This window comes from Megasphaera jansseni, from assembly GCF_047974155.1.
Classification (GTDB): Bacteria; Bacillota; Negativicutes; order Veillonellales; family Megasphaeraceae; genus Megasphaera.
On record NZ_JBHYRR010000018.1, the window covers coordinates 19,064 to 42,312 of the forward strand.

The window sequence follows — 23,249 nt, forward strand, 5'->3', positions numbered from 1 at the left end:
AAGAGGCGTAAAGGAGGGATTCGTATGCCGAGACCACCGCGGTGCCGCCGGGTTTGTTCATTGCCTGCGGCTTCTGTCTTCGGACCTATTGACAGAGGACAATCAGAAGATGCCATTATCATGGGCATTGATGAATATGAAGTCATCCGCCTCATCGACTGGGTCGGCCTGACACAGGAACAGTGTGCTGCTCAGATCAACGTCGCGCGCACGACGGTAACCGGCATTTATGATTCGGCTCGACGCAAGCTGGCCGATGCCCTCATCCATGGCAAACGCCTCGTCATCGAAGGCGGCCATATCCAAGTTTGTGAACGTTCCGGCACGTGCTGTCATGCCTGCTGCCGCGCCGGAAAAAAGAATACAAAGGAGAATGATCCCAATGAGTGAAAATTGTACACACGACTGTTCCAGCTGCGGCAGCTCCTGCGCTGAACGCACACAGCCCCAAAGCCTGCAAGCGGCTCCCCATGCCGGCTCGCACATCAAGCATGTCATCGCTGTCGTCAGCGGTAAAGGCGGCGTCGGTAAATCCCTAGTAACGTCCCTCATGGCTGTTGAAATGCAGCGCCGCGGTTTCAAGACGGCCATCCTCGATGCCGATATCACGGGCCCGTCGATTCCGAAAGTCTTCGGCCTGACTGATCGCGCTACGGGCGATGAAAACGGCATCTATCCGGTCACGACTAAAACGGGCATCAAAGTCATGTCCATGAACCTCCTGCTCGAAGATGCCGCTTCGCCAGTCGTATGGCGTGGCCCGGTCATTTCCGGTGCGGTAAAACAGTTCTGGACGGATGTCATCTGGGGCGATATCGACTACATGTTCGTCGACATGCCGCCGGGAACGGGCGATGTACCGCTGACGGTCTTCCAGTCCCTGCCCATGGATGGCATCCTGGTCGTCACGTCGCCGCAGGAACTCGTTTCCATGATTGTCGAAAAAGCATTGAACATGTCGGAAATGATGCACGTCCCAGTCTTGGGCCTCATCGAAAACATGAGCTATTTCGAATGTCCTCACTGTCATGAAAAACTGTCCATCTTCGGTCAGAGCCACGTCGAAGAATCGGCACAGAAATATGATATCCCACATACCGCAAAACTGCCGATTGACCCTGAATTCGCATCCCATTGCGATAAAGGCGATATTGAAAGCTATGAAGCCAACTATATGGCAGATACAGCCTCCTTCCTGGAAGGCGTGTTAGGGAAATAAGGAAAAGGCGCTGTCGCATGAAGACAGCGCCTTTTTGAGTATTAAGTTTGCAGTTTTTAGTTTCATGCTGAAAACCATAATGAAAGAGCAACCTCTCAGTCAGCTTCGCTGACAGCTCTCCTATGAAGAGAGCCACTGCGGGCCGCCTACGAGCCACAAGCCACGAGCCACGAGCCACTAGCTACTAGCCACGAGCCACTAAATTATTTCACATTTTTCGTAGCATCGATGCCGAGGGCTCTCATGATGCCAAAGAATACTTCGGTGTTATCCATGACGCCCTGAAAATATTCCGAGCCAGGACCTTCGGCGTTAAGCGGTACGTCGTCGGCAGCATGGCATTCGTCACCGATGGTATCGGGGATGTTGGCCGGTACGAGTTCCCAGGGATCGCCGTCGTGATGGCGGGCCGGGTTGGCTTTTTCAACGACCGTCGATACCTGATGGTATTCGGTCTTATCGCCAGCCTGCTGGGCTTCCTGTTTGGTAACGGTCTGAGAAACGGTCGGCAGCGTCGGTTTCTGCTGGAAGTGGAAGTTTTCGTAATATTCCGGATGGTTGGCATACTGGATAGCCAGGGTGACATCGGGATCAGGATTATCCGGGAAGCCGTCGTGGTTGGCATCCTTGAAGGTCGGGAAGATGGAGTCGGCATAGGTGCGGACAGCGGCCAGGCCTTTCTTGCCATCCCGTTCATGATAGGTGCCCGTGATGGAAGCCCCGTGAGCATGGTCGGCGACGACGATAATCAGCGTGTTATCCCCGTGTTCTTTATTCCACTTCTGGGCATATTCGATAGCTTTATCAAATTCGATGGTATCATAAGTAGCACGCTGCCAGTCCATGGCATGGAGCTGTTTATCAATCGAAGCGCCTTCAATCATGGCAAAGAAACCTTTCGGGTTCTTGCTGAGGATATCCAAAGACTTCTTGGTCATATTGATGAGGTTCGGCTGGTCCGTATATTTGCCGAGGACTTCTGGATTCTTGAGCATTTCACGGTCGATATAGACGTTCATCGTCCCCGGATGGAACAGGCCTAAGAGCGGTTTATTATCCGGGGCTGCCATCATTTCTTTGGAATTTGTGACAAAGGTATATCCTTTATCCTTGAATTCCTGGATTACGTTCTGATTATCGTGGCGTTTCGATCCCGGTTCGGACTGCGGGATATACCGCCGCGAACCGCCACCCATGATGACATCCGGGCGATGATAATCTTCGAGGTATTCTGAAGCGATGTAGTCCTGGTTAGCACGGCGGCGCGTATGACCGACCATGGCTGCCGGAGTGGCATCGGTCGATTCGGCCTGGGTGATGATGCCTACGGACATGCCGCGGCTGCGCTTTACGATTTCCGAAATGTTTTCGACACGGGGATCATCGAAGGGGTCTTTCGTAGAATCTTCATAGACGCCCATGGCGTTGACCACGGATTTATGGCCCGTTGCATAAGCCGAAGCCGAGTTGGCGCTATCTGTGGTCAGGGAGTCGTACCCACTGGTCGTGATCAGGCAGTTATGGGGCATCTTTTCCATGGCCAGCAAGTCATTGTACTTACCGTTGGTCATGCCTTTGGAAATAATGCGGGCCATTTCACGGGCCTGCAGGGACATGCCGTCGCCGACGAAGAGGATGACGTTCTTAGCCTGGCGCTGGGCTTTTTCCTGGACGACCGTATAACGGGCATCCGCCGAATTAGTCCCGTCTGCATCGGTAGCCGTCGCCTTTACCGTATAAGAACCGACTTTAGGGAAATTGACCTGATTGACACGATAAGAAACGACGCCGTTGCCTAAATCTTTGGCATTCAATTGCTGTCCAAAGAACTTATCCGCTTTCTGACCATTGACAGTGATATCAACGTTCTTCAAATCCTTTGCCTTAGATACTTCGACGTCGAAATCAAATTTAGCCCCTGCCAGGAATTTAGCATTATCAACGGGAAGAATCCGGACATCAGCTGCCTGTACTCCGGGAATAAAGCCTGCCAATGAGCCACAGGCTACCATAGAAAGAATTGCTCGTTTCAACCACTGTCGTTTCATATCATGACCTCCTGAATTTTGTAACATATTCGACATGGTAAGTATAAAATCCGTATACATAGAAATGGTCAAATCTATGTATAATTTAGGTATAATTTGAAGAAGGAGTGTATGACTATGATTTACAGCTGCATTGATATTGGCGGTACAGCCATTAAATTCGGCCTCATCGACGAAACAGGCCGCTTCCATAAAAAAGGCAGCCTGCCGACAGAAGCTGAGACGGAAGGCGGGCCGGGCCTCGTCCACAAAATACGCTCGCTCATCCAACGCCAGCTGGCCGACCATCCCTTAGAAGGCATCGGCATTTCGACAGCCGGTATCATCGATACGGAAAGAGGGCGCGTCGACTACGCCCTGTCCATCCCCGATTATACGGGAACCGAATGGAAATCGCTCTTGGAAGATGAATTCCATCTCCCCTGCATCGTCGAAAACGACACGAACTGCGCTGCCCTGGGCGAATGGTGGCTCGGCGCCGGCCGGAACATGGCGTCGCTCTTTGCCGTCACCGTCGGCACCAGCATCGGCGGGGCCTTCATCGAAAAGGGCCATATCCTCCACGGAGCCTGCCGATCGGCTGGTGAAATCGCCTACATGCGCGTTCCCGCCGGGCGTCTCCACGACGTCGCCTCGGCTACGTACCTCTGCCGGGAAACGGCACGCAAAAAAGCCGCCGACCCGGAAAAGGTCGACGGCCGTACTTGTTTTCAGTGGATCCGTCAGGGCGATGCCGCGGCATCAGCCGTCCTCGATATGTTCTGCCAAAATCTGGCCGATGGCCTGGCCAACATAGCCTGCCTGTGCAATCCCGACGGCATCGTCCTCGGCGGCGGTATCATGGCCCAGGAAGATATCCTGCGGCCGAAACTGGAAGAAGCCCTGGCTGCCCGATTGCCAGCCATGATGCTGCCGCCGAAGGGGCTGGCCTTTGCCAAACGGCAGAACGACGCCGGTATGCTGGGAGCTTTGTATCTGCTGCTGCATCGCCGGGCCAACTATTAATGATTCAGTTTCGTGCGGACGATGCGGGTTACTTTTTCATCGACTAAGGCCCGGAATTCCGCATTGTTTTTATATTCCTTCAAGAGTCCATCATACGTTTCCCGTTCGTGGGCATATTCATGGCAGACCAGGACCATATCGGCACCGGCCTTGATGGCCATGACACCCATGTCGGCAAAGGCATAATGCTTGGCCATGGCCCCCATTTCCATATCGTCGGAAACGATGAGCCCCTGGTACCCGAAGGTGTTGCGCAATAAGTCGGTCATAATCGGCTTGGAGACACAGGCCGGCAGATTCGGATCCAGTGCCGGGAAGGTGACATTCGAGACCATGATGAACATTTTCTGATTGTCTTCGCTCTTGATGAGGTTTTCAAAGGGCTTCAAATCCTGCTTCATCAGGTCGTCCTTAGAACTGTTGACGCTGTCGCCGTCGATGTGGGGATCCGTCTTGACCTTGCCGATACCGGGGAAATGCTTGAGGGAACACCAGATTCCCGTCTGTTCATAGCCGGCAATGGCTTCATGGGCGAATTGGGTCACGACGCCAGGGTCGAGGCTGTACGACCGTTCGGCCTGGGAACCGAGGTCGACGACAGGCGCAAAATTGACGTTGATGCCCAGTTTCTTCAATTCATTCCCCGTCGTGACAGCCCACTGTTTCGCTTGTTCCGGCTGGCCGCTCTGGCCGATGGCCTGTTCAGACGGCACGGGCGGGAAGGCCTTGCGCATGCGCAGAACCTGCCCCCCTTCCTGATCGAGGGCAATGAAAGGCATGACACCGCTCTTCTTGCGGATCGTCGTGTCTATTTTTTTTGTCAAATGCTGGACCTGCTCGGGCGTATCCATATTGCGGTCGAATAAGATGACATTCCCGGCATGGCAGTATTCCAGCTGGCGCTGGCCCTGGTCGTCGATGGTCGTCCCGGCCAGGCCGATCATCATGAGCTGGCCGATTTTGACTTCCGGTGACATCTTGGCGACGAGCCGTGACGCTTCGTCTTCCTGCACAGCGCCCTTAGCCGGAGCTGCCGGCCCGGCTGGCGAGGAGGACCGGTCCCAGAAAAACCAGGCGCCGATGACGGCGAGTACTAGGACGGCTATAGCCAGGAAGATGCCGCTTTTCGTATTATGCTTCTTCATTATATGCCAGCTCCCCGGCGATGACCGTCTGTTTTACATGGAAATCATTGCTGTCCAAGATGGTGATGTCCGCCTGTTTTCCTTCTTCCAGGGAGCCCATGCGGTCGTAGACGCCGAGAGCTTTGGCCGGATTGACCGTAGCCATGGCGATGACATCGGGGATGGAGGCGCCGGAATTGATCAGGAAATGGAGGACCACTTCGTTCATCGGTGCAATGCTGGCAGCCAGTGTCCCATCAGCCAGGCGGGCTTCGCCATCCTTGACGAAGACTTTCTGGCCGCCCAGACTGGATTCGCCATCGCCCTGCAGGCAGGCCCGCAAAGAGTCGGTGACCAGGATGAGGCCGTCACGGCCTTTCATCTGGTACGCCAATTTCTGCGCTGCCGGATGGACGTGCAGATCGTCACAAATCAGTTCACAGCAGGCGTGTTTATTGAGCAGGGCCGCTCCGACGACGCCTGGATTGCGATGATGGAACGGCGTCATGGCATTATATAAATGAGTAATATGGCAGCTGCCGAGAGTATCCATACATTCCATAGCCTGGTCGAAATCGGCGGCCGTATGGCCGATGGATATGATAATGCCGTGGTCCTGGCAGTCTTTCAGGAATTTCTTGTTCTTCAGTGTTTCCGGTGCCAAGGTAATGATCTTGATGACGTCGGCATAGGGTTCAAGCCAGGAAAAATCAGCTGTCTTGATATTTTCTTCTGCCTGGGAGCCTTTATAAGCCGGACTGATAAATGGTCCTTCCATATGAGCCCCTAATACCTGAGCACCGCCCTGATAGTCATCCCGGGCCTGACGGATCCGGCTGAGGGCTTTTTCGATACGTCCCTGTTCCATGGTCATCGTCGTCGGTACGAAGGCCGTAACGCCCGTCGCCGGCAGGGCCTGCTGCATGGTCTTCAAGGCCTGGTCATCGTCATCCATGGTATCGGCTCCGGCACAGCCGTGGATGTGTTCATTGATAAATCCCGGTACGACAAAACCGCCGTTGGCATCGATGAATTCCGAACACATGCCGGCCCGGAACTGCTTGCGCGGTACGATGCGCCAGATGTCCTTTTCATACATAATGACATGTCCATTAATGATTTCGTTCGGCAGGACAATGAGTCCGTCGATGATAGCTTTCATATTGATTTCCTCCTAATCGTGTTCGTTATTTCAGTATACCACAAACGACCAACCTGTGGAAATTGTGGATAAATAAAGTGGATAAGTTGTGCACATGTTGCCAGAATGGCTATTTTATGCTTTGTCCACCTGTGTATACATTTCCACAATGTATCCACATATTGTGCATAACTCGTTTTTGGCATTTATCCACAATTTCACAAGAATTGTACACATTATTTGCACCATTTGTTCGCCCACTAAAAATCGCATAACCAACCTGTTTTCAGGCTATTTTTACCGGAGATGCACATTTATCCACGAAAGTTATCCACATTTTCCCTGCTAATCCTCAAAAAGTATGCACCTGAAAAAATCAGCATAACCGTGCGCTTCACAAAAAAATATCCACATTTCTGTCACCATTGTACACAGAAAATGTGGATAGATTGTGCATAGCTTATTGTGGAGGGTTAATCTCAATCGACGGGACGGCTCCAGTCAATGTGGATGCCTGTAGCCCGCCAGATATAGCACAAGGCCAGTTTCAGCGTTTCCAGGCTCGACGTCGGGACGGCGCTGATTGTCTTATATTGTGATAGATCGGTATATTGGTGTAAGACTTTTTCTGTCGTCAAATACTGACGGGCCCGTTCATTCATGACATCGTCATTCAAGTGGACGCCGAGTTCTTTCGTTTCTGTATCGTATTCGATGTACCCGTTGTTGTTATCACCCGTGTGGGCAGCTACTTTAAAAATTGCCATAACAAAAACTCCTTCTTTAGCGTTCTTATGTATCTTTTTCATGGGACATTTCCCAAAGAAATCCTTTCATGATAGCCGTACGGCCAAAGCGCTTCTGCAGCTTGTCGATTGCTTCTGTCACTTTCGCTTTCGTCTCTTCATCTTCTGAAAACAAGTCGCCCTGCACCTGATAAGCCTGAAGCTGGCTGACCGTCAGGCCGAGGAGACGGATAGGCTCATGACCACTGCTCTTATTATACAATTTTTTCGCTGAAAAATATAATTGTTCTTCCGAACAGGTCCCTATACTGTGCAGCGTCAAAGAGCGGGTAATCGTCTTGAAAGAGGCATAACGTATCTTGATGGTAATCGTCCGCCCCATGAGCCGGTTCTGCCGCAGCCGCCACGATACTTCGTTGGCCAGGAGGCGGAACTGTTCATCCACTTCAGCATCGCGCGTCAAATCATGGCTGTACGTATGCTCATTGCCGACGGATTGGGGCCGCCGCCGCACTTCCAGCGGCCGGTTATCCTCACCCAGGGACAGGCGGTAAATCCGCTTGGCCTGATTGCCTACCATGGGCTGAAGGGCTTCGGGACTGGCTGAAGCGATGTCGCCGATGGTGCGATACCCCGCTTTTTGCAGGGCCTCTGCCGTCACCTTGCCGACACCCCACAGGCGGCTCAGCGGCAAAGGCGCCAATATCTGCCGTTCCGTCCCATAGGGGATCCAGACCAGGCCATCCGGTTTACGAAGGTCTGATGCCAGTTTGGCCAGGAATTTATTGGGCGCAATCCCGGCTGACGCGACGAGGCCTGTCGTCCGCCGTATCTCTTCCTTTACGGCTTTGCCCATGTCGACGATATCCGGATAATGGCGCTCCATACCGGAGACGTCGAGAAAAGCCTCATCCAGAGCCAGCGGTTCGATGAAGGGCGAGTAATGGGACAGGATCAGGCGTATCTGATGGGAAATGCGCCGGTAATGGGACATGCGCACGGGCAGGAAGACGCCGTTCGGACAGAGCCTGCGGGCCAGTTTCATGCTCATAGCCGAATGGACACCATAGGCCCTCGCCTCATAAGACGCCGTCGCGACGACGCCCCGCTCCATCAGACCGCCGACGATGACCGGCAGGCCTTTCAGGGCCGGATTATCCCGTTGTTCTACAGACGCGTAGAACGCATCCATATCGACATGCATGATCCATCGCCGTGCCATAACCATCCCTCCTCCATTCTATTTTATATTATACAACGATTGCCCTCTCTAAATATAGAGGCTTGTACCATTTCATACAAAATATTGTTAACAATAGCATACCGCATCGAAACACAAATTGCTTTAAAATGGCTTAGTACGGCCATTTATAAAGAAGTGTACACCATTGGATTTTCATTCCGTAATATGGTAAACTATAAGAATACTAAAGAGAGGTGAAATATTATATCATGGATTTATTCCAACTGACATACTTCATCGAAGTCGCTCACAAAAAAAGCTTCACCAAAGCTTCAAAATCGCTGCACATCAGCCAGCCGTCAATCAGTAAGGGAATCAAAGCCCTGGAAGAACACTGGGGTGTCCAGCTCTTCGACCGCAAAGGGAAAAATGTCGAACTCACGGAAACGGGTTCTTATTTGCTTCCTAAAATCGAAGAACTCATCAAGGGATTCACCCAGCTGAATGAAGAAATGGAATCGCCACAGCTGCTCAATGCCGGTAAATTATCCGTCGGCGTACCGCCTATGATCGGGTCTTCCGTCATTGCCCCGTTCATCGCCCATTTCATCAATAAATATCCAAAAATCGAACTGGAAATGAAGGAAGTCGGTTCTCAAGACGTCGTATCCGCCATTGATGACGGCCTCATCCAGGTCGGGTTCGTCGCCCTGCCGATTACGACAGAAATTCCTTATGAATTTTTCATCTTCCACGAAGAACCTCTCGATGTCGTTCTCTGGCCGGATCACCCCCTGGCCTCCCAGCCATCGCTGACCTTGACGGATATCAAAGATGAAACCTTCGTCTTCTATCCGAATGGTTTCTCCTTGAACCCCTATCTGCGCTCGGCTTTCCAGGAAATCATGGCTCATCCGAAAATCGTCTGCCGCTCCAGTAACTGGGACTTCCTGGCCCAGATGATAGCCGGCCGCCTGGGGATTTCCCTGATGCCGCACACGATTTGTCAGCGGATTTCACCGGACCTTGCCGTCTCCGTCCCCCTGGTCCAGCCCCATCTCTACTGGACCCTGGCCTTGATCTGGAAAAGCAAGGGCTATTTGTCGCACCCATCCCGGACATGGGTACAGTCATTCAAAGATTATTTCAAGGATGCCAATGCGGCCATCCAGAGTGCTGCAGCCGAACATCCTTACCTTTCAGAGGAGTAGATTACGATGACATCATTGCTATCGGTAGCAGAAAAAGACGAAATTTTTTCACATCAGCATGATAACGGTCCCTTCAGCGCCCTGGCCCTGGAAACGGCCTGTCTGAACTATCTGGACCGGCTGAACCGTACCTTCCGCAATCCCCTGGCAGCTCCGGCCGACCGCCGCGCAGCCCTTAAAAAGGGGATGGCCTTGGAACAAAAACTATTCGATTACGTCCGCCACGAGACGCCGATCAGCTATTTTGACAGCGATTTCCGCGAACAGACGAAGCACTATATCCGCATGCGGGAAATCTATGTCGACGCCGTGAACTTCACCTTCAAGCGCCACCGCTTCCGTTTCGTCCTGGATCTGCTGCGCCTGTATAGCGAAGACCCATGCCAAATCCTGCCCGAACGGGATATCTTCAAAGAAAAATGGGAACAGGTCCTGCTCAATGACTACCTGCTCCTCGACATGGGCCAGAAAAATACCGAAGACATCGGCCGCGAAGCCGTGTCCAACGGCTATCACGAATGTGACTATACCCTGGAAATCGAAGAAGTATGGAAACAGCCGATGAAAGCCGTTCCCCGCTCCCATTTCCGCTACGTCAAAGCGGCCCTGCCCTATAGCCAGGGCGCTCGGGCCATTGCAACGTGGATGAAAGACCACGCCGTCGAACTGGCACCGGCCCTCTGGGTCGTCGATACGCAGGCCATCGAAGCCCTGCGAAAAGGACCGGACCTCACCGTCACCGACGAAGATGTCGCAATTATTGAGAAAACGTTTTAAAAAAAAGCTTGTCGCACGTGCGACAAGCTTTTTTTCGTAGGGGCCGTCCCAAAGGGCGGCCCGTTGCAGCTAGCTGTTAGCAGTTAGTGAATGACAGAAGCCTTCACGCACTCTCCGTCTTACATGACGCGTTTGGCACCGATGTAGCGGGCAGCCCAATAGCTGCTGTCCATATCGGAGATGCTGACGCCATCACTGGCGGCATTGATGAACTGGTGGTTGCCGATATAGATGCCGACGTGGGAGATTCCCGAGTCGTAGGTCGAGAAGAAGACCAGGTCGCCAGGCTGCAAGTTGGCCATGGAAACGGAATAGCCTACGCCATACTGTTCATCGGCGCTGCGCGGCAAGTCGATGCCGGCTGCCGAATAGACGTAGCGCGTGAAGCCGGAGCAGTCGAAGCCGGACGGTGTCGAACCGCCAAAGATATAGGGAACGCCGATATACTGATTGGCAATGTCGAGGATATGCGTAGCTGCCGGGCTCTGGACGCGGGCCAGGCCATTATAGCCGCCATTGCCGAAGCGGCGGATAGGGCCATTGGGCAGGCTCTGCCCCGTAAGGGCATAAAAAGTCGACTGGCCGACGATGCCATCTGTTTCCAGTCCATGGTCAGCCTGGAACTGGCGGATGGCCTGTTCCGTACCGACACCAAAAACGCCATCGACATCGACGGTATAGCCCTCATTGGCCAGTGCCTGCTGGATCACGCGGACTTCATTATCTGCCGTTACAGCCGGCAAGGCAGCCGAAGCCATATTCCCTTGAGACGTCCTGTTTTCCGGCATCGCTTCGCCCATGAGGGCTTCATACGTAGCAGCACCGATGATACCATCACAATCCAGTCCGTGGTCTGTCTGAAATTGGCGGACTGCGGCCTTGGTCGAATCGCCATAGTCGCCATCAGCATCCGTATCATATCCATGCGCTGTCAAAGCCTGCTGGATTTCGGTGATTTGCTGTCCCTTATCCCCGGGATGGAACGTCGCACCCGCTACTGACAGGGACGTCATGAAGCACACCCCCAGCATAACGGCTATCTTCTTTGTCGTATCCATGGAATACCCCTTTCCCAAATTTGTAACATAGATAGTTAATTATACCATTTTTCTCACAATATTTATAGGGTATGTAAAGGTATGACAGAGCTATTTACGACATCAGACCTGCTGTTTTACCTTCATCGTTTTTCGTTCGTAGTTCATCGTTCATCGCAATGGTTTATTTTTTATCCCATACGACCAACGATGAACAACCTACGACGAACAAAAAAAAGAGGCGTCTTTATGGGACAGCCTCTTTTTACATACGGATTTTATTAGAATTTGCCAGCTTTGGCAGCGCCTTCTACGGCTACGGCTACGGCTACGGATGCGCCAACCATGGGGTTGTTGCCCATGCCGAGGAAGCCCATCATTTCTACGTGAGCCGGTACGGACGAAGAGCCAGCGAACTGAGCATCGCTGTGCATACGGCCCATGGTATCGGTCATGCCGTAAGAAGCAGGGCCGGCAGCCATGTTGTCCGGATGAAGCGTACGGCCTGTGCCGCCGCCGGATGCAACGGAGAAGTATTTCTTGCCCATTTCGATACATTCTTTTTTGTATGTACCGGCAACGGGGTGCTGGAAGCGGGTCGGGTTCGTCGAGTTGCCCGTAATGGAAACGTCGACACCTTCGTGGTGCATGATAGCGACGCCTTCGCGGACATCGTCAGCACCGAAGCAGCGGACGTTAGCCCGTTCGCTCTTGGAATACGGGATTTCACGGACGATGTTCAATTCGCCAGTTTTATAATCGAACTGGGTCTGAACATACGTGAAGCCGTTGATGCGGGAAATAATCTGAGCAGCGTCTTTGCCGAGGCCGTTGAGGATGACGCGGAGAGGCACTTTACGGGCCTTGTTGGCATTGCGGACGATGCCGATAGCGCCTTCAGCAGCCGCAAAGGATTCGTGGCCTGCGAGGAAGCAGAAGCATTTCGTTTCGTCCTGCAGGAGCATTGCTGCCAAGTTGCCGTGGCCGCGGCCGACTTTGCGGTCTTCGGCAACGGAGCCGGGGATGCAGAAGGACTGGAGGCCGATGCCGATAGCTTTCGCAGCTTCTACAGCCGTGCGTGCATTGGTTTTGATGGCGATAGCGGCGCCAACCGTGTATGCCCAGCCAGCATTTTCAAATGCGATAGGCTGTACGTCTTTGACGATTTTATAAGGATCCAGGCCGGCAGCTGCACAGATATCGCGACATTCTTCAACGCTGCCGATACCGTATTCTTTCAGTACGCCGAGGATCTTATCAATTCTTCTGTCGTAGCTTTCAAATAATTCCATGGTTTTGCCCTCCTATTGCTGTCTCGGATCGATATACGAAGCTGCTTCTTCAAAGCGGCCATAGTGGCCTTTTGCGTCTTCCATAGCTTTTGCCGGTTCGACGCCTTTTTTAATGGCTTCCATCATTTTGCCGAGGTGGATGAATTCATAGCCGATGACCTGGTTGTCTTCGTCGAGTGCCATGCGGGTGACATAGCCTTCGGTCATTTCCAGATAACGCGTGCCTTTGGCTTTGGTGCCGAACATGGTACCGGTCTGGCTGCGCAGGCCTTTGCCGAGGTCGTCCAGGCTGGCGCCGATGGGGAGACCGCCTTCGGAGAATGCCGTCTGGGTACGGCCATAGACGATCTGGAGGAAGAGCTGGCGCATAGCGACGTTGATAGCATCGCAGACCAGGTCGGTGTTGAGGGCTTCAAGAAGCGTTTTGCCCGGAAGGATTTCCGAAGCCATAGCAGCAGAATGAGTCATGCCGGAACAGCCGATGGTTTCAACGAGGGCTTCTTCAATGATGCCGTCTTTGACGTTGAGGGTCAGCTTACAGGCGCCCTGCTGCGGAGCACACCAGCCTACACCGTGGGTCAAACCACTGACATCTTTGATTTCCTTTACCTGTACCCATTCGCCTTCTTCCGGAATCGGTGCCGGTCCGTGATATGCGCCTTTCGTGACGGGACACATATTCTTAACTTCTGTTGAATATAACATGTTCTCTTCACCCTTTCAAAATGTATGAGAAATAAAAAGCAGCACGTATAGGACTCAGTCCTTCAACTGGTCGTATATCTGTGTGAATAAAGCGCGATACATGCTGCCTTTGCGCCACAAGAATGAAAATGCGTGCATGACGGAAAAATCCTTGACGACAATGCGCCGCAGCGTCCCGTCAGCCAGTTCTTTCTGAACCGATTTTTCATATAAAAATGCAATACCGCAGTCGCGGCAGGCCAGCCCTTTGACGGCCGACAAGCTGCCCACTTCATAGCGGGCCGGAAAATGTTCCAGTGTGTATCCCTGTTCTGCCAGCTTATGTTCTAAAATCCGGCGGGCGCCGGCATGGCGTTCGCGGACGATGATCCGATAGCGCATGAGGTCTGACAAGGTCATTTCCTCCGGCGCTTCATAACCGGTGCCGCAGACAGCGACAATCGGTTCATTAGAAAATAAGAGCGATTCATAGCGTCCCTGGTCAAAGGAGCTTTCGACGATGGCGAAATCAATGGCGCCATCATCCAGGGACTGGAGCAGTTTTTCAGCATCGGCAATTTCCATGCGAAGATTCATATCGTCATTATGCTTGAGCAGGTCAGACAATTTATCGAGAATCCCCACGCCAGCCGTTGGCGTCGCACCAAAAGACAAGGAGCGGTTATGCTGCAAGTCACGGAGATGCTCTTTTAAGATGGCATCGTCATGGCTGATGGCAGTCACGGCATTCCAAAGGATGTGCCCCGCCTGTGTCAGCTGCAGATGTTTCCCCTTGTAACTAAAAAGCTTGGTCCCGTATTCGCGTTCCAAGTAGCGAATATGCTGAGAAACGGCAGGTTGTGTGATGTGCAGTTCCGCAGCAGCCCGGGTATAGTTCATGTGACGGCAAACGCACAAAAATGTATGGATACGAAAATCTAACATAGCACCCTTCCCTTTCTTTGCGTTTTCCATAAGATAATTTTATGATATTTCAAAATTTTTATCAAGAAAAAAGTGGGCATTTTATGTATACACATGGGACGACTTTGTTCCCATTAGTTTCCATCCAGGCCCAATCCCGCCCGCTTGTAGTCGGCAAGACCCTCATGGTATAATAAAGATAAACGATTAACCTATCAAATGCAAGAAAGGATGAATTATTATGATGAAAAAAATGACGACGCTCTGCGCGTCCCTGCTCCTGGTCCTGGGCTGCCTGACAGCCAATGCCATGGATTCCCAGACCCTGGTCAACAATCCCAGCCGCTACCGGGTCATCAGTACCAGCCCGGATGGCATCGTCTACGCCGATATGGATTCGCTCCGCGCCATGCAGACCATGGACTATCCCAGCAGTATCGAGAACATGAGCCTGACGCTGTATGTCGAAAAATATGCCGGCATCCGCGACGACGTAGTCTTCCAGACCGGTCAGGAAATCCACCAGATCAACGAATACAAAGCCGCCCTGCATGCCAACAAGCGCAAAGGGACGTATGACCTGAAAGCCGACTTGACCAACGTCTACCATACCGACGGAACGGCATACTCCATCAAAATCGACACGGTCCAGTTCAAGAATGTCCGCGATATGTACACGGCCCTGCACCACTTCGCCGTCGTCATGCCGCAGAAGGATTAGTGGTTCGTGCTTCGTGGCTCGTGGCTCGTGGCTCGTAAATTTAACCCCATCCGCTAACCCCTAACAACTAATCACTAGCCCCTTAAAAGGACTTGTCGCGCGCGACAAGTCCTTTTTGAGTTTCATCTAGTCCGCAGCTATTGTATAATAGAGTCAATGAATCTTTATTATACGAAATGAAGGGGACCTGACATGACGAACGAAAAATATATGAATATGATCCGCAACAATCCCTATGTAATCGACCGCATCGAAAATCCGACGGAAGAAATGCAGCTCCTGGCGGTCCAGATGAACGGCCTGGCCCTGCAATACATCAAGCACCCATCGGAAGCCGTCCAGAAAGCGGCCGTCGCCAATACGGCGCGGGCTATCCAATTCATCGACAACCCATCGGAAGACATGCTCCTGCAAGCCGTCCAGTCCGGCTGGAATAATTTGAGCTATATCAAAAATCCTTCACCGGAACTCATCGACGCTGCGTTGGACCAGTCCGGCTGGGCCATCAAATACGTCAAAGACCCGGACGAAACCTTGCAGCTGCGGGCTGTCGAAAAGAATTACGACGCCATCAAATACATCAAGCATCCGACGCCGGCTGTCCAGCTGGCCGCCATCCGCGGCAACTACGAAGCCTTGCGCTACATCGAAAAGCCGACGGAAGAAGCCAAAGAGCTGGCCATCAGCGAAAATGAACAGGCCATCCGCCTTATCCCGGACATCCGTAAAGAAGAATTTCTCCACTATCTCAGCCGCAACGTCCTGGTCAGCAAATATATGCCCAAAGGCATCTCCCTGGCACCGGATGACTGGCGCAACACCTTCAAGGCCGTCTTATCCCGGGACGACGTACCGGAAGATTACGTCCGCAATTTCATTACCTGCAGTGCCGTCGACCTGACACCGGCCGATAAAGTCCTCCTCGTCGACGATTACGGCAGCAAGAAGGCCCGCCGCATTACAGTAGATGAAAAATTGACATTGAAATAGGAGAGAAATCATGAACTTTACAGATACTTTCAAAAGTGTAGAATTAGTCCTCAAAGCCGGCGAAGTCCCACTGCTCGTCGGCGAAACGGGTATCGGCAAGACGTCCCTGGCCCGGGAACTGGCTGCCAAGAACGACTGGAGCCTCGTCGGCATCGACGGCAATCTCTTAAAAGAAGGAGAGATCGGCGGCCTGCCCACGGTCGAAGCGGGAACGACGATTTACGCCGTCCACCATAAACTCCGCAAAATCGACGAAGAAATCGCCAAGGGCAAGACCGTCCTCTTGTTCATCGACGAAATCAACCGCTGCGACCACGCTGTCCAGCAGGAACTGATGAACCTCATCCTCAACCGCGAAATCAACGGCTACGTCTTATCGCCGTCGGTCCATATCATCGCCGCCATGAACCCGGCCGATTCCTATGACTACGAAGTCGTCGAAATGGATGCGGCCCAGCAGAACCGTTTCGTCTGGCTGTACATGGAAGCCGATTACCTGCAATGGCTTGACTGGGCCTCGACAGCGGGTATCGAAGAAAAGGTCATGGAATTCATTTCCACCTTCCCGGAATACCTGGACAAGACCAACGAAGACGACATCAATGCGACACCGCGCAGCTACGAACGTATTTCCAAACTGTACCACATTTATAAACAGGACCCGTCGGCCATCCCGCAAGGCGTCTTTTACAACGTCATCCGCGGCAACGTCGGCAAGCTCATCGCCCAGGAATTCGTCCATTTCGTCACGTCTGACGCCCAGCCGCTCATCGCTTATGACGACGTCTTCAACGGAACGGCCCTGGACTCCTCCCTGGCCGGCCGCATCACCAGTGAAAGCCACACCCGCCTTTATCTGGCCGCCAAGAATATCCTCAAACAGCTGGAACATGAACTCCGCCTCGACGACAGCCAGGCCCAGGCGCTCCTATCCCGCTTCGTAGCCTTTCTGGCCCTCTATCCTGTCGACCTGCGCCTCGGCGTCATGAAAGACATGAAAGCCGCCAACCCCAAAGTCTATGCCTGCGCTTTGGATAACGACGACTTCATCGACAGCTATTTCGCCGCCTTCCGGTCCCTGCGATAACGGCTTATGGAACAGTCACTGCCCATTGCGGCCAATCTCCTCTATCAGCAGGCATCTATCGTAGCCGACGCCGTCCTCGCCGAGCAGCGCCGGACAGGGAGCGTCCCGGACGTGCCGGCCGGTTTTCAAAAGCAATTCTATACCTTTCTGGACCGCATCACCAGTCACTTGATGGAAGATAAAGATAACTTCTTCGGCTATTTTCTCTTTCAAATGGTCAAGGACATCCGTTTCGACATGGCCTCGCCGACGGGGACCAATTTCAAAGGGACGCGGTACCATCTCTATTTCAATCCCATGCTCTTCCTTCCCCTGTCGCCGGAGCAGATGGAAAGCACTATCAAGCACGAAATCCTCCACGTCGTATCGCTGCACCTCATCCGGGCCAAAGAATTGCAGCAGCAGTACAGCAAACTGGCCGTCAACTTAGCCATGGATGTCGTCGTCAATACCTATCTCGACCACCTGCCGCCGTTTTCGACGACCCTGGAATGGGTGAACATGAACTACTCCTTGTTGTTGAAGCCCTTTGAAAGTCTGGAATACTACGTCGATAAGATCCAGGCAGCCCTGGACCTGCGGACCGATAAAAGGGACCTGCCCGAATCAGAAAGCGATTCCGACGAATCCATCGCCGTATCCTATGACCCGGCCAAGACCCATGATTTATGGGATGAAGGCGATGACATCGACGAAGAGACGCTGCGGAAGTTCACCGAAAAATATATTGACGCATCGTGCAAAGGCGAACTGTCGAATTATCTGGAAAGCATGATCAAGGCCTTGAAAGACAGCCAGGAAGATCTGCCCTGGCACTGGTACCTGAAAAAGCTCGTCGGCTCCGTCACCAGTACCTGGAAAAAGACGACTATGCGCCGCAACCGCCGCCAGCCGGAACGGCTGGATCTGCCTGGCTGCCTGCGTTCCCATACGGCCAAAATCCTCATCGGCCTGGACATCAGTGGCAGCATCACCGATGCCGAATTCCGCCAGGCCATCGGCGAAGTCCTGCACCTGGTCCGCTGCTACAACCATGAAATCATCGTCGCCGAATGTGACGATGAAATCCGCCGCACCTACCGCATCCGCACCATGGACGACGTCCGCGGCCGTCTGGATATCCGCGGCGGTACGGCCTATTCCCCGGTCTTCGCCTACGCCAACACCCAGCGCGTCGACCTCGTCGTCTACTTCACCGACGGCAAAGGCGAAGAAAAACTCCAGACACCGCCCAAAGGCTACAAAGTCCTCTGGGTCCTTTCGGGCAAAGGAGATAAGCTATCCCTGAAAAAGCCTTTCGGCCTGGTCAAACGCCTGACCAAGCTCCCAGAATACGACCCGACCCTCGACTTCGACGACGTAGAAAAAGGCGGGTTCTCCATGAATCACCAGGAAGGGATCAGTATGCCGTAAGTAAAAGGGCTGTCGCACATGCGACAGCCCTTTTTAAGTGGTTAGTGGCTAGCAGTTAGTTGTTAGCGGATGGTTTTAAAATAATTTTTCGTAGAGGTAACGGATATCGTCCAGGGACAGTTTCTTGCAGTTGTTGACTAAGAGACGGGTCTGCTGGCTTCCGGCTTTGACCAGGAAGTCGAGGTCTTCTTTCTTGACGCCAAATTCGTCGAGTTTCGTCGGGATATTGACTTTGGCTACGACATCTTTGATTTCAGAAATGATGTAATCCGCTTTGCTGTCAGCTGTTTCGGCATACTTTTCAGGGTATACGGCATCACAGAGAGCGGCCAGCCGGTCCGTGCAGGCATCCTTGTTGAATTCCATGACATGGGCAAACAGGATGGCATTCGAAACGCCATGGGCAATATGGTATTTGCCGCCTAACGGATAGGAAAGGGCATGGACAGCGGTCGTACCGGAACCGGTAATGGCGACGCCGCCGTAGAAAGCGCCGATGAGCATTTCTGTCTTGGCATCCATATTATCGCCGTCTGCATAGGCTTCACGGATGTTATGGAAAATTTTCTTCGCCCCTTCGATGGCATAGGTATCGCTGAGGATCGTCGCCTTATTGGACGTGAAACATTCGACGACATGAGCCAGGGCATCGACGCCGGTGGCAGCCAGGACTTTCGGCGGCAGATGGCGGATCATTTCGGCGTCGAGGATGACATAGTCCGGAATCATGCAATTATTGACGATGCCCTGCTTAGACTGTTCTTCCGGGATGGCGACGATGGAATTGCAGGTCGCTTCCGAACCGGTCCCGCAAGTCGTCGGGATCATCAGGGATTTGATATATTTCTTGGCAATTGTCGGATCCTTCAGCAAATCGCGGACGCCGTAGTCGGCCCCAATGACGATGCTGGCCAATTTAGCCGCATCCATAACGCTGCCGCCGCCTACGCCAATGACCAAATCAATGTTGGCCACGCTGACTTCATCGATGACGCGTTCCACATCCTGATAGGAAGGTTCCGAAGCCAAATCATCGATAACCGTCAATTTCACGGCCGAGCAGATTTCTTCCACCCGTTTCGTAAGGCCCGCCCCGCGGACCCCTTTATCGGTAAACAGCAAGACAGACTGTGCCTTTTCCCGCTGCAAGACTTCATTGATTTTTTCTACACTGCCGGGACCGGCATAAACGACGCCCGGAATGGTCAACTGACATTGTTTCATAAGATAAACCCTCCTTAATATTGAATCATGCAACCTTTTCTTCCACTTTCATCGGTTCAATTTTACCTAAATAGAAAATGTAATTTAATACTGCACCTAACAATAATAATGCGGTGAAGAGCATCGCAAATTCAAAATGCCCTGTAGCCCCAACAATAAAACCAGTAACAATCGGTCCAACTACACCGCCAAAATTAGCAACACAATTTTGAATCCCAGCAACAATGCCAGTCATATTACGTGGTGCAATCTCACTAGGGATAGCCCATGTTTGAGAAGCAGCAATAACAGTCCCGGATTTAGCACAACACAACAAGAACAGTGTTACATAAATAGACTCAGTTACGGCCGCAAACCCAATGGTAGAAGCTAAAATCAAGCCACCACACAGAAACATTTTTCGTGTTTTGGTTAATGAGAATTTGCCAGATGAAACAATTTTATCTGAAGACCAGCCTGCAATAACTTCAACAATAGCACCACAAAGTAATGGCAATGAGGCGGCAAAACCCATTTGCGCAAAACTTAATCCTCTATCTTTCATCAAATACATCGGTAGCCAAGTAATAAAGAAATATGAACTATAGTTAGTTGCAAAAAAGCCAATACACATTGCCTGCATATTTCTAAATTTTAATAATTCATACCATTTACAAGGCATTGTCTTATTGCTTGTTTCGTCGGTATCTTGTCCTGACTTAATATATGCCAGTTCGGCAGCATTGACATGCTTATTCTTCGCTGGATCATCTTAAAAAAATGCAAACCAAACAATTGCCCAAATAATCCCCAATACGCCAAGTATAGCAAAAGTACCACGCCAACCAATTTGAATCATCAACCAAGTCAAAATAGGAATCCCAAAAGCCCCACCAAATTTTTGTCCACTATCAAAAATACCCCCAACAGTAGCTCGTTCACTTTTTGGGAACCACTTTCTAGTAATCGCCGCGTTGCTGGGATACGCACCGGCTTCACCAACACCTAAAATCATACGCATGCCCAAAATGGACTTAAATCCAGTGGCCATCCCGGTTAATGCAGTAGCAATAGACCACCAAAGTACGGACATACCTAAAGCTTTACGTTGCCCAAATTTTTCTGATACAAATCCAGCCGGAATTTGAAGCAACGCATAACAGAGAAAGAAAGCCGACATAACCATGCCCATTTCTTCAGTTGTTATAGAAAGATCTTGCATAATATGAGGTGTAGCAATAGCTAAAGTGGTTCTATCAATAAAGTTAATGGCGATAGCTGCCCACATCAATCCGCAGACAATCCATCTAACATGAGTTCTTTTTTGTTTTGTAGCTTCCAAAGCTGTCATGCTCATCGAAGACATTCTTATCACCTTTTATACCTTTTTGTTCTTACGGACATGAGAAAACGCTAAGAAATATATTTTCTTTTCCAAGTATATAAGTGGTAAGACTATGGTATAATGAAATCCAGATTAGGCTCTACCTTTTCTGTGAAGCTCTCTTGATGATTATGTTTTCCAGGCGCAATCATCAAGAGAGTTTTTCATATTACCATGACCTTACTTATTCCAACGGGGATGTTCGTAAGCCTTTGGATTGCAAACTTTATCCCATTTTTTACCACTTATAACGGCTACAGTTCCTTCTGCTGCAAGTGTGGCTACTCCCGAAGCAGCTTCCCGTGTCTGGCCAGCCATATGTGGTGTAACAACGATATTATCATGATGGAAAATCGGATCTGCTGGATCAATAGGTTCATGTACAACAACGTCCGTACCGGCACTATGAATCCAATTTTCATCCAATGCTTTGTTCAAAGCAGCTTCGTCTACAATCCCACCACGAGCGCAGTTTATCAAGATACCATCTGTCTTCATCATTTTTAACTCTGCTTCCCCAATCATATTTTTTGTTTGCGGGGTCAATGGCGTATGAATAGAAACAACGTCTGCTTCTCGCAAAACGTCATGCATATCTTCACGATATCCATATCCCTGGGCTTCAACAATTTCCTTTTTAATAAAAGGATCATAAACTAGGACCTTCATACCAATACCAGCAGCCATGCTAGCAAAAATGCTCCCAATATGACCATACCCAAGTAATCCAAGTGTCTTTCCGCCTAATTCATATGCTTTATAGGAACTGCGGATACCAAAGTTTCCTTTGCGCATTTCTCTATCACTGCGCATCATATCTTTAGCACAAGCAAACATCATTGCCATAGCATGTTCTGCAACAGATCGGCTATTAGCACCAGGAGCAATAACGACAGGAATCCCTAATTCAGTAGCCGCTTCAACATCGACATCGTCAACACCAACGCCAGGACGACCAATAACCTTTAATTTAGGGCATTGTTCCATTGTTTCACGATCAATAGAACCAATCCGAATAATAACGCCATCAGCATCTTTTAATTCTGGTAACATAACTTTAGGATCGCCACTATTCGTAATAACGACATTTACCCCAGCTTTTTCAAGAACAGCCATACCATCATCATGAAGACGATGTGAAATTACAACTTTAGCCATGAGTTACATCTCCTTGCCTTCATTATTCATACAGTTTGAAAACATCTTCCAAGGCTTTTTTAATAGCCGGATCCGTGCAGTTCGACGGTTGGCGAGCCGGTCCTACATGATAACCGCGCATATTGACGGCTAATTTGACGACCGAATTCGGGTTGCCCATCTGCATGACATTGCGGAAGGCGCGGATTTTCTTCTGCGATTCATTGGCCTTTTCGATGTTGCCTTCTTTCCAGTAGTTATAGATGCTGACCATCAATTCCGGGAAGACATTGGAGCAGCCCGAAATGGCACCGGTACCGCCGGCCATAAGGGCCCAGAGAATAAGGGAGTCGCTACCAGCCAATACGTTGAGGCGGGGATCTGTGTTTTCGATGTATTTCAACATATTGTCGAAGTTGCCGCTCGAATCTTTGATACCGATGATGTTTTCATATTTTGCCAACGTCTTGACCGTTTTCCAGTCAATGGAATTACCGGTACGCGCCGGGATGTTATACAACAAAATCGGCATATCGACGGCTTCGGCAATGGCGCTATAATGTTCTATTAAGTCAGCCTGAGAAGCTTTTACAAAGTACGGGGTGATGATAGATAAGCAATCGACGCCGCCCATCTGCTGGACGGCTTTCGACAATTCAATCGTTTCTTTCGTCGTAACGCAGCCCGTGCCGGCATAGACGGGAACGCGACCCTGGACGGCTTCAACAGCGGCTTCGATGATTTCCAATTTTTCTTTAGCCGAAAACGCATAGAATTCGCCATTCGTCCCTAACGGGAAAATCCCATGGACACCGGCTTTAATCAAATGGTCGATAAAAGCCTGGTATTCCTTTTTGTTAAATTCTTCGGTTTCCGTCAGCGCGGTAATAACCGGTGTAATTAATCCTTCTGCTTTAAACATA

The 23,249-nt window shown here is 51.2% G+C and carries 23 protein-coding genes; 9 read left to right on the forward strand and 14 right to left on the reverse strand.

The features are described 5' to 3' along the window. Positions 1–24 precede the first annotated feature (24 nt). Positions 25–390 (forward strand): DUF134 domain-containing protein, encoded by a 366-nt coding sequence (locus ACE418_RS07945; protein WP_416450113.1) that lies wholly within the window; start codon positions 25–27, stop codon positions 388–390. Then, entirely contained in the window at positions 383–1,219 is an 837-nt protein-coding gene (locus ACE418_RS07950; RefSeq protein ID WP_416450114.1) for a P-loop NTPase, read from the forward strand. The genes ACE418_RS07945 and ACE418_RS07950 overlap by 8 nt, the downstream gene beginning before the upstream one ends. A gap of 203 nt (positions 1,220–1,422) precedes the next feature. Here ACE418_RS07950 and ACE418_RS07955 read toward each other — a convergent pair whose 3' ends face one another. Further along, positions 1,423–3,267: an alkaline phosphatase gene (locus ACE418_RS07955; RefSeq protein ID WP_416450115.1), complete on the reverse strand. Its 1,845-nt coding sequence runs from the start codon at positions 3,265–3,267 to the stop codon at positions 1,423–1,425. A gap of 117 nt (positions 3,268–3,384) precedes the next feature. Here ACE418_RS07955 and ACE418_RS07960 point away from each other — a divergent pair, with 117 nt between their 5' ends. Next, entirely contained in the window at positions 3,385–4,272 is an 888-nt protein-coding gene (locus ACE418_RS07960) for an ROK family protein (RefSeq protein WP_416450116.1), read from the forward strand. Here the strand turns inward: ACE418_RS07960 and nagZ are convergent. From nagZ to ACE418_RS07980, 4 genes are all read right to left on the reverse strand, one after another. Beyond that, positions 4,269–5,417 carry a beta-N-acetylhexosaminidase gene (gene nagZ / locus ACE418_RS07965; RefSeq protein ID WP_416450117.1) on the reverse strand — a complete coding sequence of 383 codons (1,149 nt, stop codon included), beginning with the start codon at positions 5,415–5,417 and terminating at the stop codon, positions 4,269–4,271. The genes ACE418_RS07960 and nagZ overlap by 4 nt on opposite strands. Beyond that, positions 5,404–6,558 carry an N-acetylglucosamine-6-phosphate deacetylase gene (gene nagA, locus ACE418_RS07970; protein WP_416450118.1) on the reverse strand — a complete coding sequence of 385 codons (1,155 nt, stop codon included), beginning with the start codon at positions 6,556–6,558 and terminating at the stop codon, positions 5,404–5,406. Before nagA ends, nagZ begins: the two co-directional genes overlap by 14 nt. 458 nt (positions 6,559–7,016) lie before the next feature. Next, positions 7,017–7,304 (reverse strand): hypothetical protein, encoded by a 288-nt coding sequence (locus ACE418_RS07975; protein WP_416450119.1) that lies wholly within the window; start codon positions 7,302–7,304, stop codon positions 7,017–7,019. A gap of 25 nt (positions 7,305–7,329) precedes the next feature. Continuing rightward, the gene (locus ACE418_RS07980) at positions 7,330–8,505 is read right to left on the reverse strand and encodes a DNA polymerase IV (protein ID WP_416450120.1); all 1,176 of its coding nucleotides are present in this window, start codon (positions 8,503–8,505) and stop codon (positions 7,330–7,332) included. Positions 8,506–8,735: 230 nt separating this feature from the next. On the opposite strand from ACE418_RS07980, the gene ACE418_RS07985 reads away from it, so the two are divergent. Next, positions 8,736–9,677: a LysR substrate-binding domain-containing protein gene (locus ACE418_RS07985; RefSeq protein WP_416450121.1), complete on the forward strand. Its 942-nt coding sequence runs from the start codon at positions 8,736–8,738 to the stop codon at positions 9,675–9,677. Between the two features lie 6 nt (positions 9,678–9,683). Next, positions 9,684–10,454, forward strand: a complete 771-nt coding sequence (locus tag ACE418_RS07990) for a hypothetical protein (protein ID WP_416450122.1) — start codon at positions 9,684–9,686, stop codon at positions 10,452–10,454. 119 nt (positions 10,455–10,573) lie between these two features. Here ACE418_RS07990 and ACE418_RS07995 read toward each other — a convergent pair whose 3' ends face one another. The 4 genes from ACE418_RS07995 to ACE418_RS08010 form a co-directional block, all read right to left on the reverse strand. Next, positions 10,574–11,512 carry a C40 family peptidase gene (locus tag ACE418_RS07995; protein WP_416450123.1) on the reverse strand — a complete coding sequence of 313 codons (939 nt, stop codon included), beginning with the start codon at positions 11,510–11,512 and terminating at the stop codon, positions 10,574–10,576. A gap of 260 nt (positions 11,513–11,772) precedes the next feature. Next, positions 11,773–12,783, reverse strand: a complete 1,011-nt coding sequence (locus ACE418_RS08000; RefSeq protein ID WP_014015340.1) for a GGGtGRT protein — start codon at positions 12,781–12,783, stop codon at positions 11,773–11,775. A gap of 12 nt (positions 12,784–12,795) precedes the next feature. Continuing rightward, positions 12,796–13,488: an iron-sulfur cluster assembly scaffold protein gene (locus tag ACE418_RS08005; RefSeq protein WP_014015341.1), complete on the reverse strand. Its 693-nt coding sequence runs from the start codon at positions 13,486–13,488 to the stop codon at positions 12,796–12,798. 54 nt (positions 13,489–13,542) lie between these two features. After that, positions 13,543–14,412, reverse strand: a complete 870-nt coding sequence (locus ACE418_RS08010) for a LysR family transcriptional regulator (RefSeq protein WP_416450124.1) — start codon at positions 14,410–14,412, stop codon at positions 13,543–13,545. 220 nt (positions 14,413–14,632) lie between these two features. On the opposite strand from ACE418_RS08010, the gene ACE418_RS08015 reads away from it, so the two are divergent. The 4 genes from ACE418_RS08015 (at position 14,633) to ACE418_RS08030 (ending at position 18,602) form a co-directional block, all read left to right on the forward strand. Then, positions 14,633–15,112 (forward strand): hypothetical protein, encoded by a 480-nt coding sequence (locus tag ACE418_RS08015; protein ID WP_416450125.1) that lies wholly within the window; start codon positions 14,633–14,635, stop codon positions 15,110–15,112. Positions 15,113–15,304: 192 nt separating this feature from the next. Beyond that, entirely contained in the window at positions 15,305–16,102 is a 798-nt protein-coding gene (locus ACE418_RS08020) for a hypothetical protein (RefSeq protein WP_416450126.1), read from the forward strand. Between the two features lie 10 nt (positions 16,103–16,112). Then, a complete protein-coding gene (locus ACE418_RS08025; RefSeq protein WP_416450127.1) occupies positions 16,113–17,189 on the forward strand; it encodes an AAA family ATPase in 1,077 nt (358 codons plus the stop codon). A 6-nt stretch (positions 17,190–17,195) separates the two neighbouring features. After that, a complete protein-coding gene (locus ACE418_RS08030) occupies positions 17,196–18,602 on the forward strand; it encodes a vWA domain-containing protein (protein ID WP_416450128.1) in 1,407 nt (468 codons plus the stop codon). Between the two features lie 75 nt (positions 18,603–18,677). On the opposite strand, the gene ACE418_RS08035 is transcribed toward ACE418_RS08030, so the two are convergent. The 5 genes from ACE418_RS08035 to dapA all read right to left on the reverse strand — a co-directional run bounded on the left by ACE418_RS08035 (position 18,678) and on the right by dapA (position 23,248). Further along, positions 18,678–19,826, reverse strand: coding sequence for an iron-containing alcohol dehydrogenase (locus tag ACE418_RS08035; protein WP_416450129.1), 1,149 nt, complete (start codon positions 19,824–19,826; stop codon positions 18,678–18,680). A 25-nt stretch (positions 19,827–19,851) separates the two neighbouring features. Beyond that, positions 19,852–20,487, reverse strand: a complete 636-nt coding sequence (locus ACE418_RS08040) for an MFS transporter (RefSeq protein WP_416450130.1) — start codon at positions 20,485–20,487, stop codon at positions 19,852–19,854. A gap of 90 nt (positions 20,488–20,577) precedes the next feature. Further along, on the reverse strand, positions 20,578–21,156 hold the full coding sequence (locus tag ACE418_RS08045) for an MFS transporter (protein WP_416450131.1): 579 nt from the start codon (positions 21,154–21,156) through the stop codon (positions 20,578–20,580). Between the two features lie 213 nt (positions 21,157–21,369). Continuing rightward, a complete protein-coding gene (locus ACE418_RS08050) occupies positions 21,370–22,347 on the reverse strand; it encodes a hydroxyacid dehydrogenase (RefSeq protein WP_416450132.1) in 978 nt (325 codons plus the stop codon). A gap of 22 nt (positions 22,348–22,369) precedes the next feature. Next, positions 22,370–23,248, reverse strand: coding sequence for a 4-hydroxy-tetrahydrodipicolinate synthase (gene dapA / locus ACE418_RS08055; RefSeq protein WP_416450133.1), 879 nt, complete (start codon positions 23,246–23,248; stop codon positions 22,370–22,372). Position 23,249 lies beyond the last annotated feature (1 nt).

What these genes read in the sequence shown, in the direction of transcription:
- ACE418_RS08045 (WP_416450131.1), bottom strand. Translation starts at nt 21,156, where the DNA reads ATGACAGCTTTGGAAGCTACAAAACAAAAAAGAACTCATGTTAGATGG.
- ACE418_RS07950 (WP_416450114.1), top strand. Translation starts at nt 383, where the DNA reads ATGAGTGAAAATTGTACACACGACTGTTCCAGCTGCGGCAGCTCCTGC.
- ACE418_RS07955 (WP_416450115.1), bottom strand. Translation starts at nt 3,267, where the DNA reads ATGAAACGACAGTGGTTGAAACGAGCAATTCTTTCTATGGTAGCCTGT.
- ACE418_RS07960 (WP_416450116.1), top strand. Translation starts at nt 3,385, where the DNA reads ATGATTTACAGCTGCATTGATATTGGCGGTACAGCCATTAAATTCGGC.
- ACE418_RS07980 (WP_416450120.1), bottom strand. Translation starts at nt 8,505, where the DNA reads ATGGCACGGCGATGGATCATGCATGTCGATATGGATGCGTTCTACGCG.
- ACE418_RS08000 (WP_014015340.1), bottom strand. Translation starts at nt 12,783, where the DNA reads ATGGAATTATTTGAAAGCTACGACAGAAGAATTGATAAGATCCTCGGC.
- ACE418_RS08025 (WP_416450127.1), top strand. Translation starts at nt 16,113, where the DNA reads ATGAACTTTACAGATACTTTCAAAAGTGTAGAATTAGTCCTCAAAGCC.
- ACE418_RS07990 (WP_416450122.1), top strand. Translation starts at nt 9,684, where the DNA reads ATGACATCATTGCTATCGGTAGCAGAAAAAGACGAAATTTTTTCACAT.
- ACE418_RS07995 (WP_416450123.1), bottom strand. Translation starts at nt 11,512, where the DNA reads ATGGATACGACAAAGAAGATAGCCGTTATGCTGGGGGTGTGCTTCATG.
- ACE418_RS08035 (WP_416450129.1), bottom strand. Translation starts at nt 19,826, where the DNA reads ATGAAACAATGTCAGTTGACCATTCCGGGCGTCGTTTATGCCGGTCCC.
- ACE418_RS07945 (WP_416450113.1), top strand. Translation starts at nt 25, where the DNA reads ATGCCGAGACCACCGCGGTGCCGCCGGGTTTGTTCATTGCCTGCGGCT.
- nagZ (WP_416450117.1), bottom strand. Translation starts at nt 5,417, where the DNA reads ATGAAGAAGCATAATACGAAAAGCGGCATCTTCCTGGCTATAGCCGTC.
- ACE418_RS08050 (WP_416450132.1), bottom strand. Translation starts at nt 22,347, where the DNA reads ATGGCTAAAGTTGTAATTTCACATCGTCTTCATGATGATGGTATGGCT.
- ACE418_RS08015 (WP_416450125.1), top strand. Translation starts at nt 14,633, where the DNA reads ATGATGAAAAAAATGACGACGCTCTGCGCGTCCCTGCTCCTGGTCCTG.
- ACE418_RS08010 (WP_416450124.1), bottom strand. Translation starts at nt 14,412, where the DNA reads ATGTTAGATTTTCGTATCCATACATTTTTGTGCGTTTGCCGTCACATG.
- ACE418_RS07985 (WP_416450121.1), top strand. Translation starts at nt 8,736, where the DNA reads ATGGATTTATTCCAACTGACATACTTCATCGAAGTCGCTCACAAAAAA.
- ACE418_RS08030 (WP_416450128.1), top strand. Translation starts at nt 17,196, where the DNA reads ATGGAACAGTCACTGCCCATTGCGGCCAATCTCCTCTATCAGCAGGCA.
- ACE418_RS08020 (WP_416450126.1), top strand. Translation starts at nt 15,305, where the DNA reads ATGACGAACGAAAAATATATGAATATGATCCGCAACAATCCCTATGTA.
- ACE418_RS08005 (WP_014015341.1), bottom strand. Translation starts at nt 13,488, where the DNA reads ATGTTATATTCAACAGAAGTTAAGAATATGTGTCCCGTCACGAAAGGC.
- dapA (WP_416450133.1), bottom strand. Translation starts at nt 23,248, where the DNA reads ATGTTTAAAGCAGAAGGATTAATTACACCGGTTATTACCGCGCTGACG.
- nagA (WP_416450118.1), bottom strand. Translation starts at nt 6,558, where the DNA reads ATGAAAGCTATCATCGACGGACTCATTGTCCTGCCGAACGAAATCATT.
- ACE418_RS08040 (WP_416450130.1), bottom strand. Translation starts at nt 20,487, where the DNA reads ATGCCTTGTAAATGGTATGAATTATTAAAATTTAGAAATATGCAGGCA.
- ACE418_RS07975 (WP_416450119.1), bottom strand. Translation starts at nt 7,304, where the DNA reads ATGGCAATTTTTAAAGTAGCTGCCCACACGGGTGATAACAACAACGGG.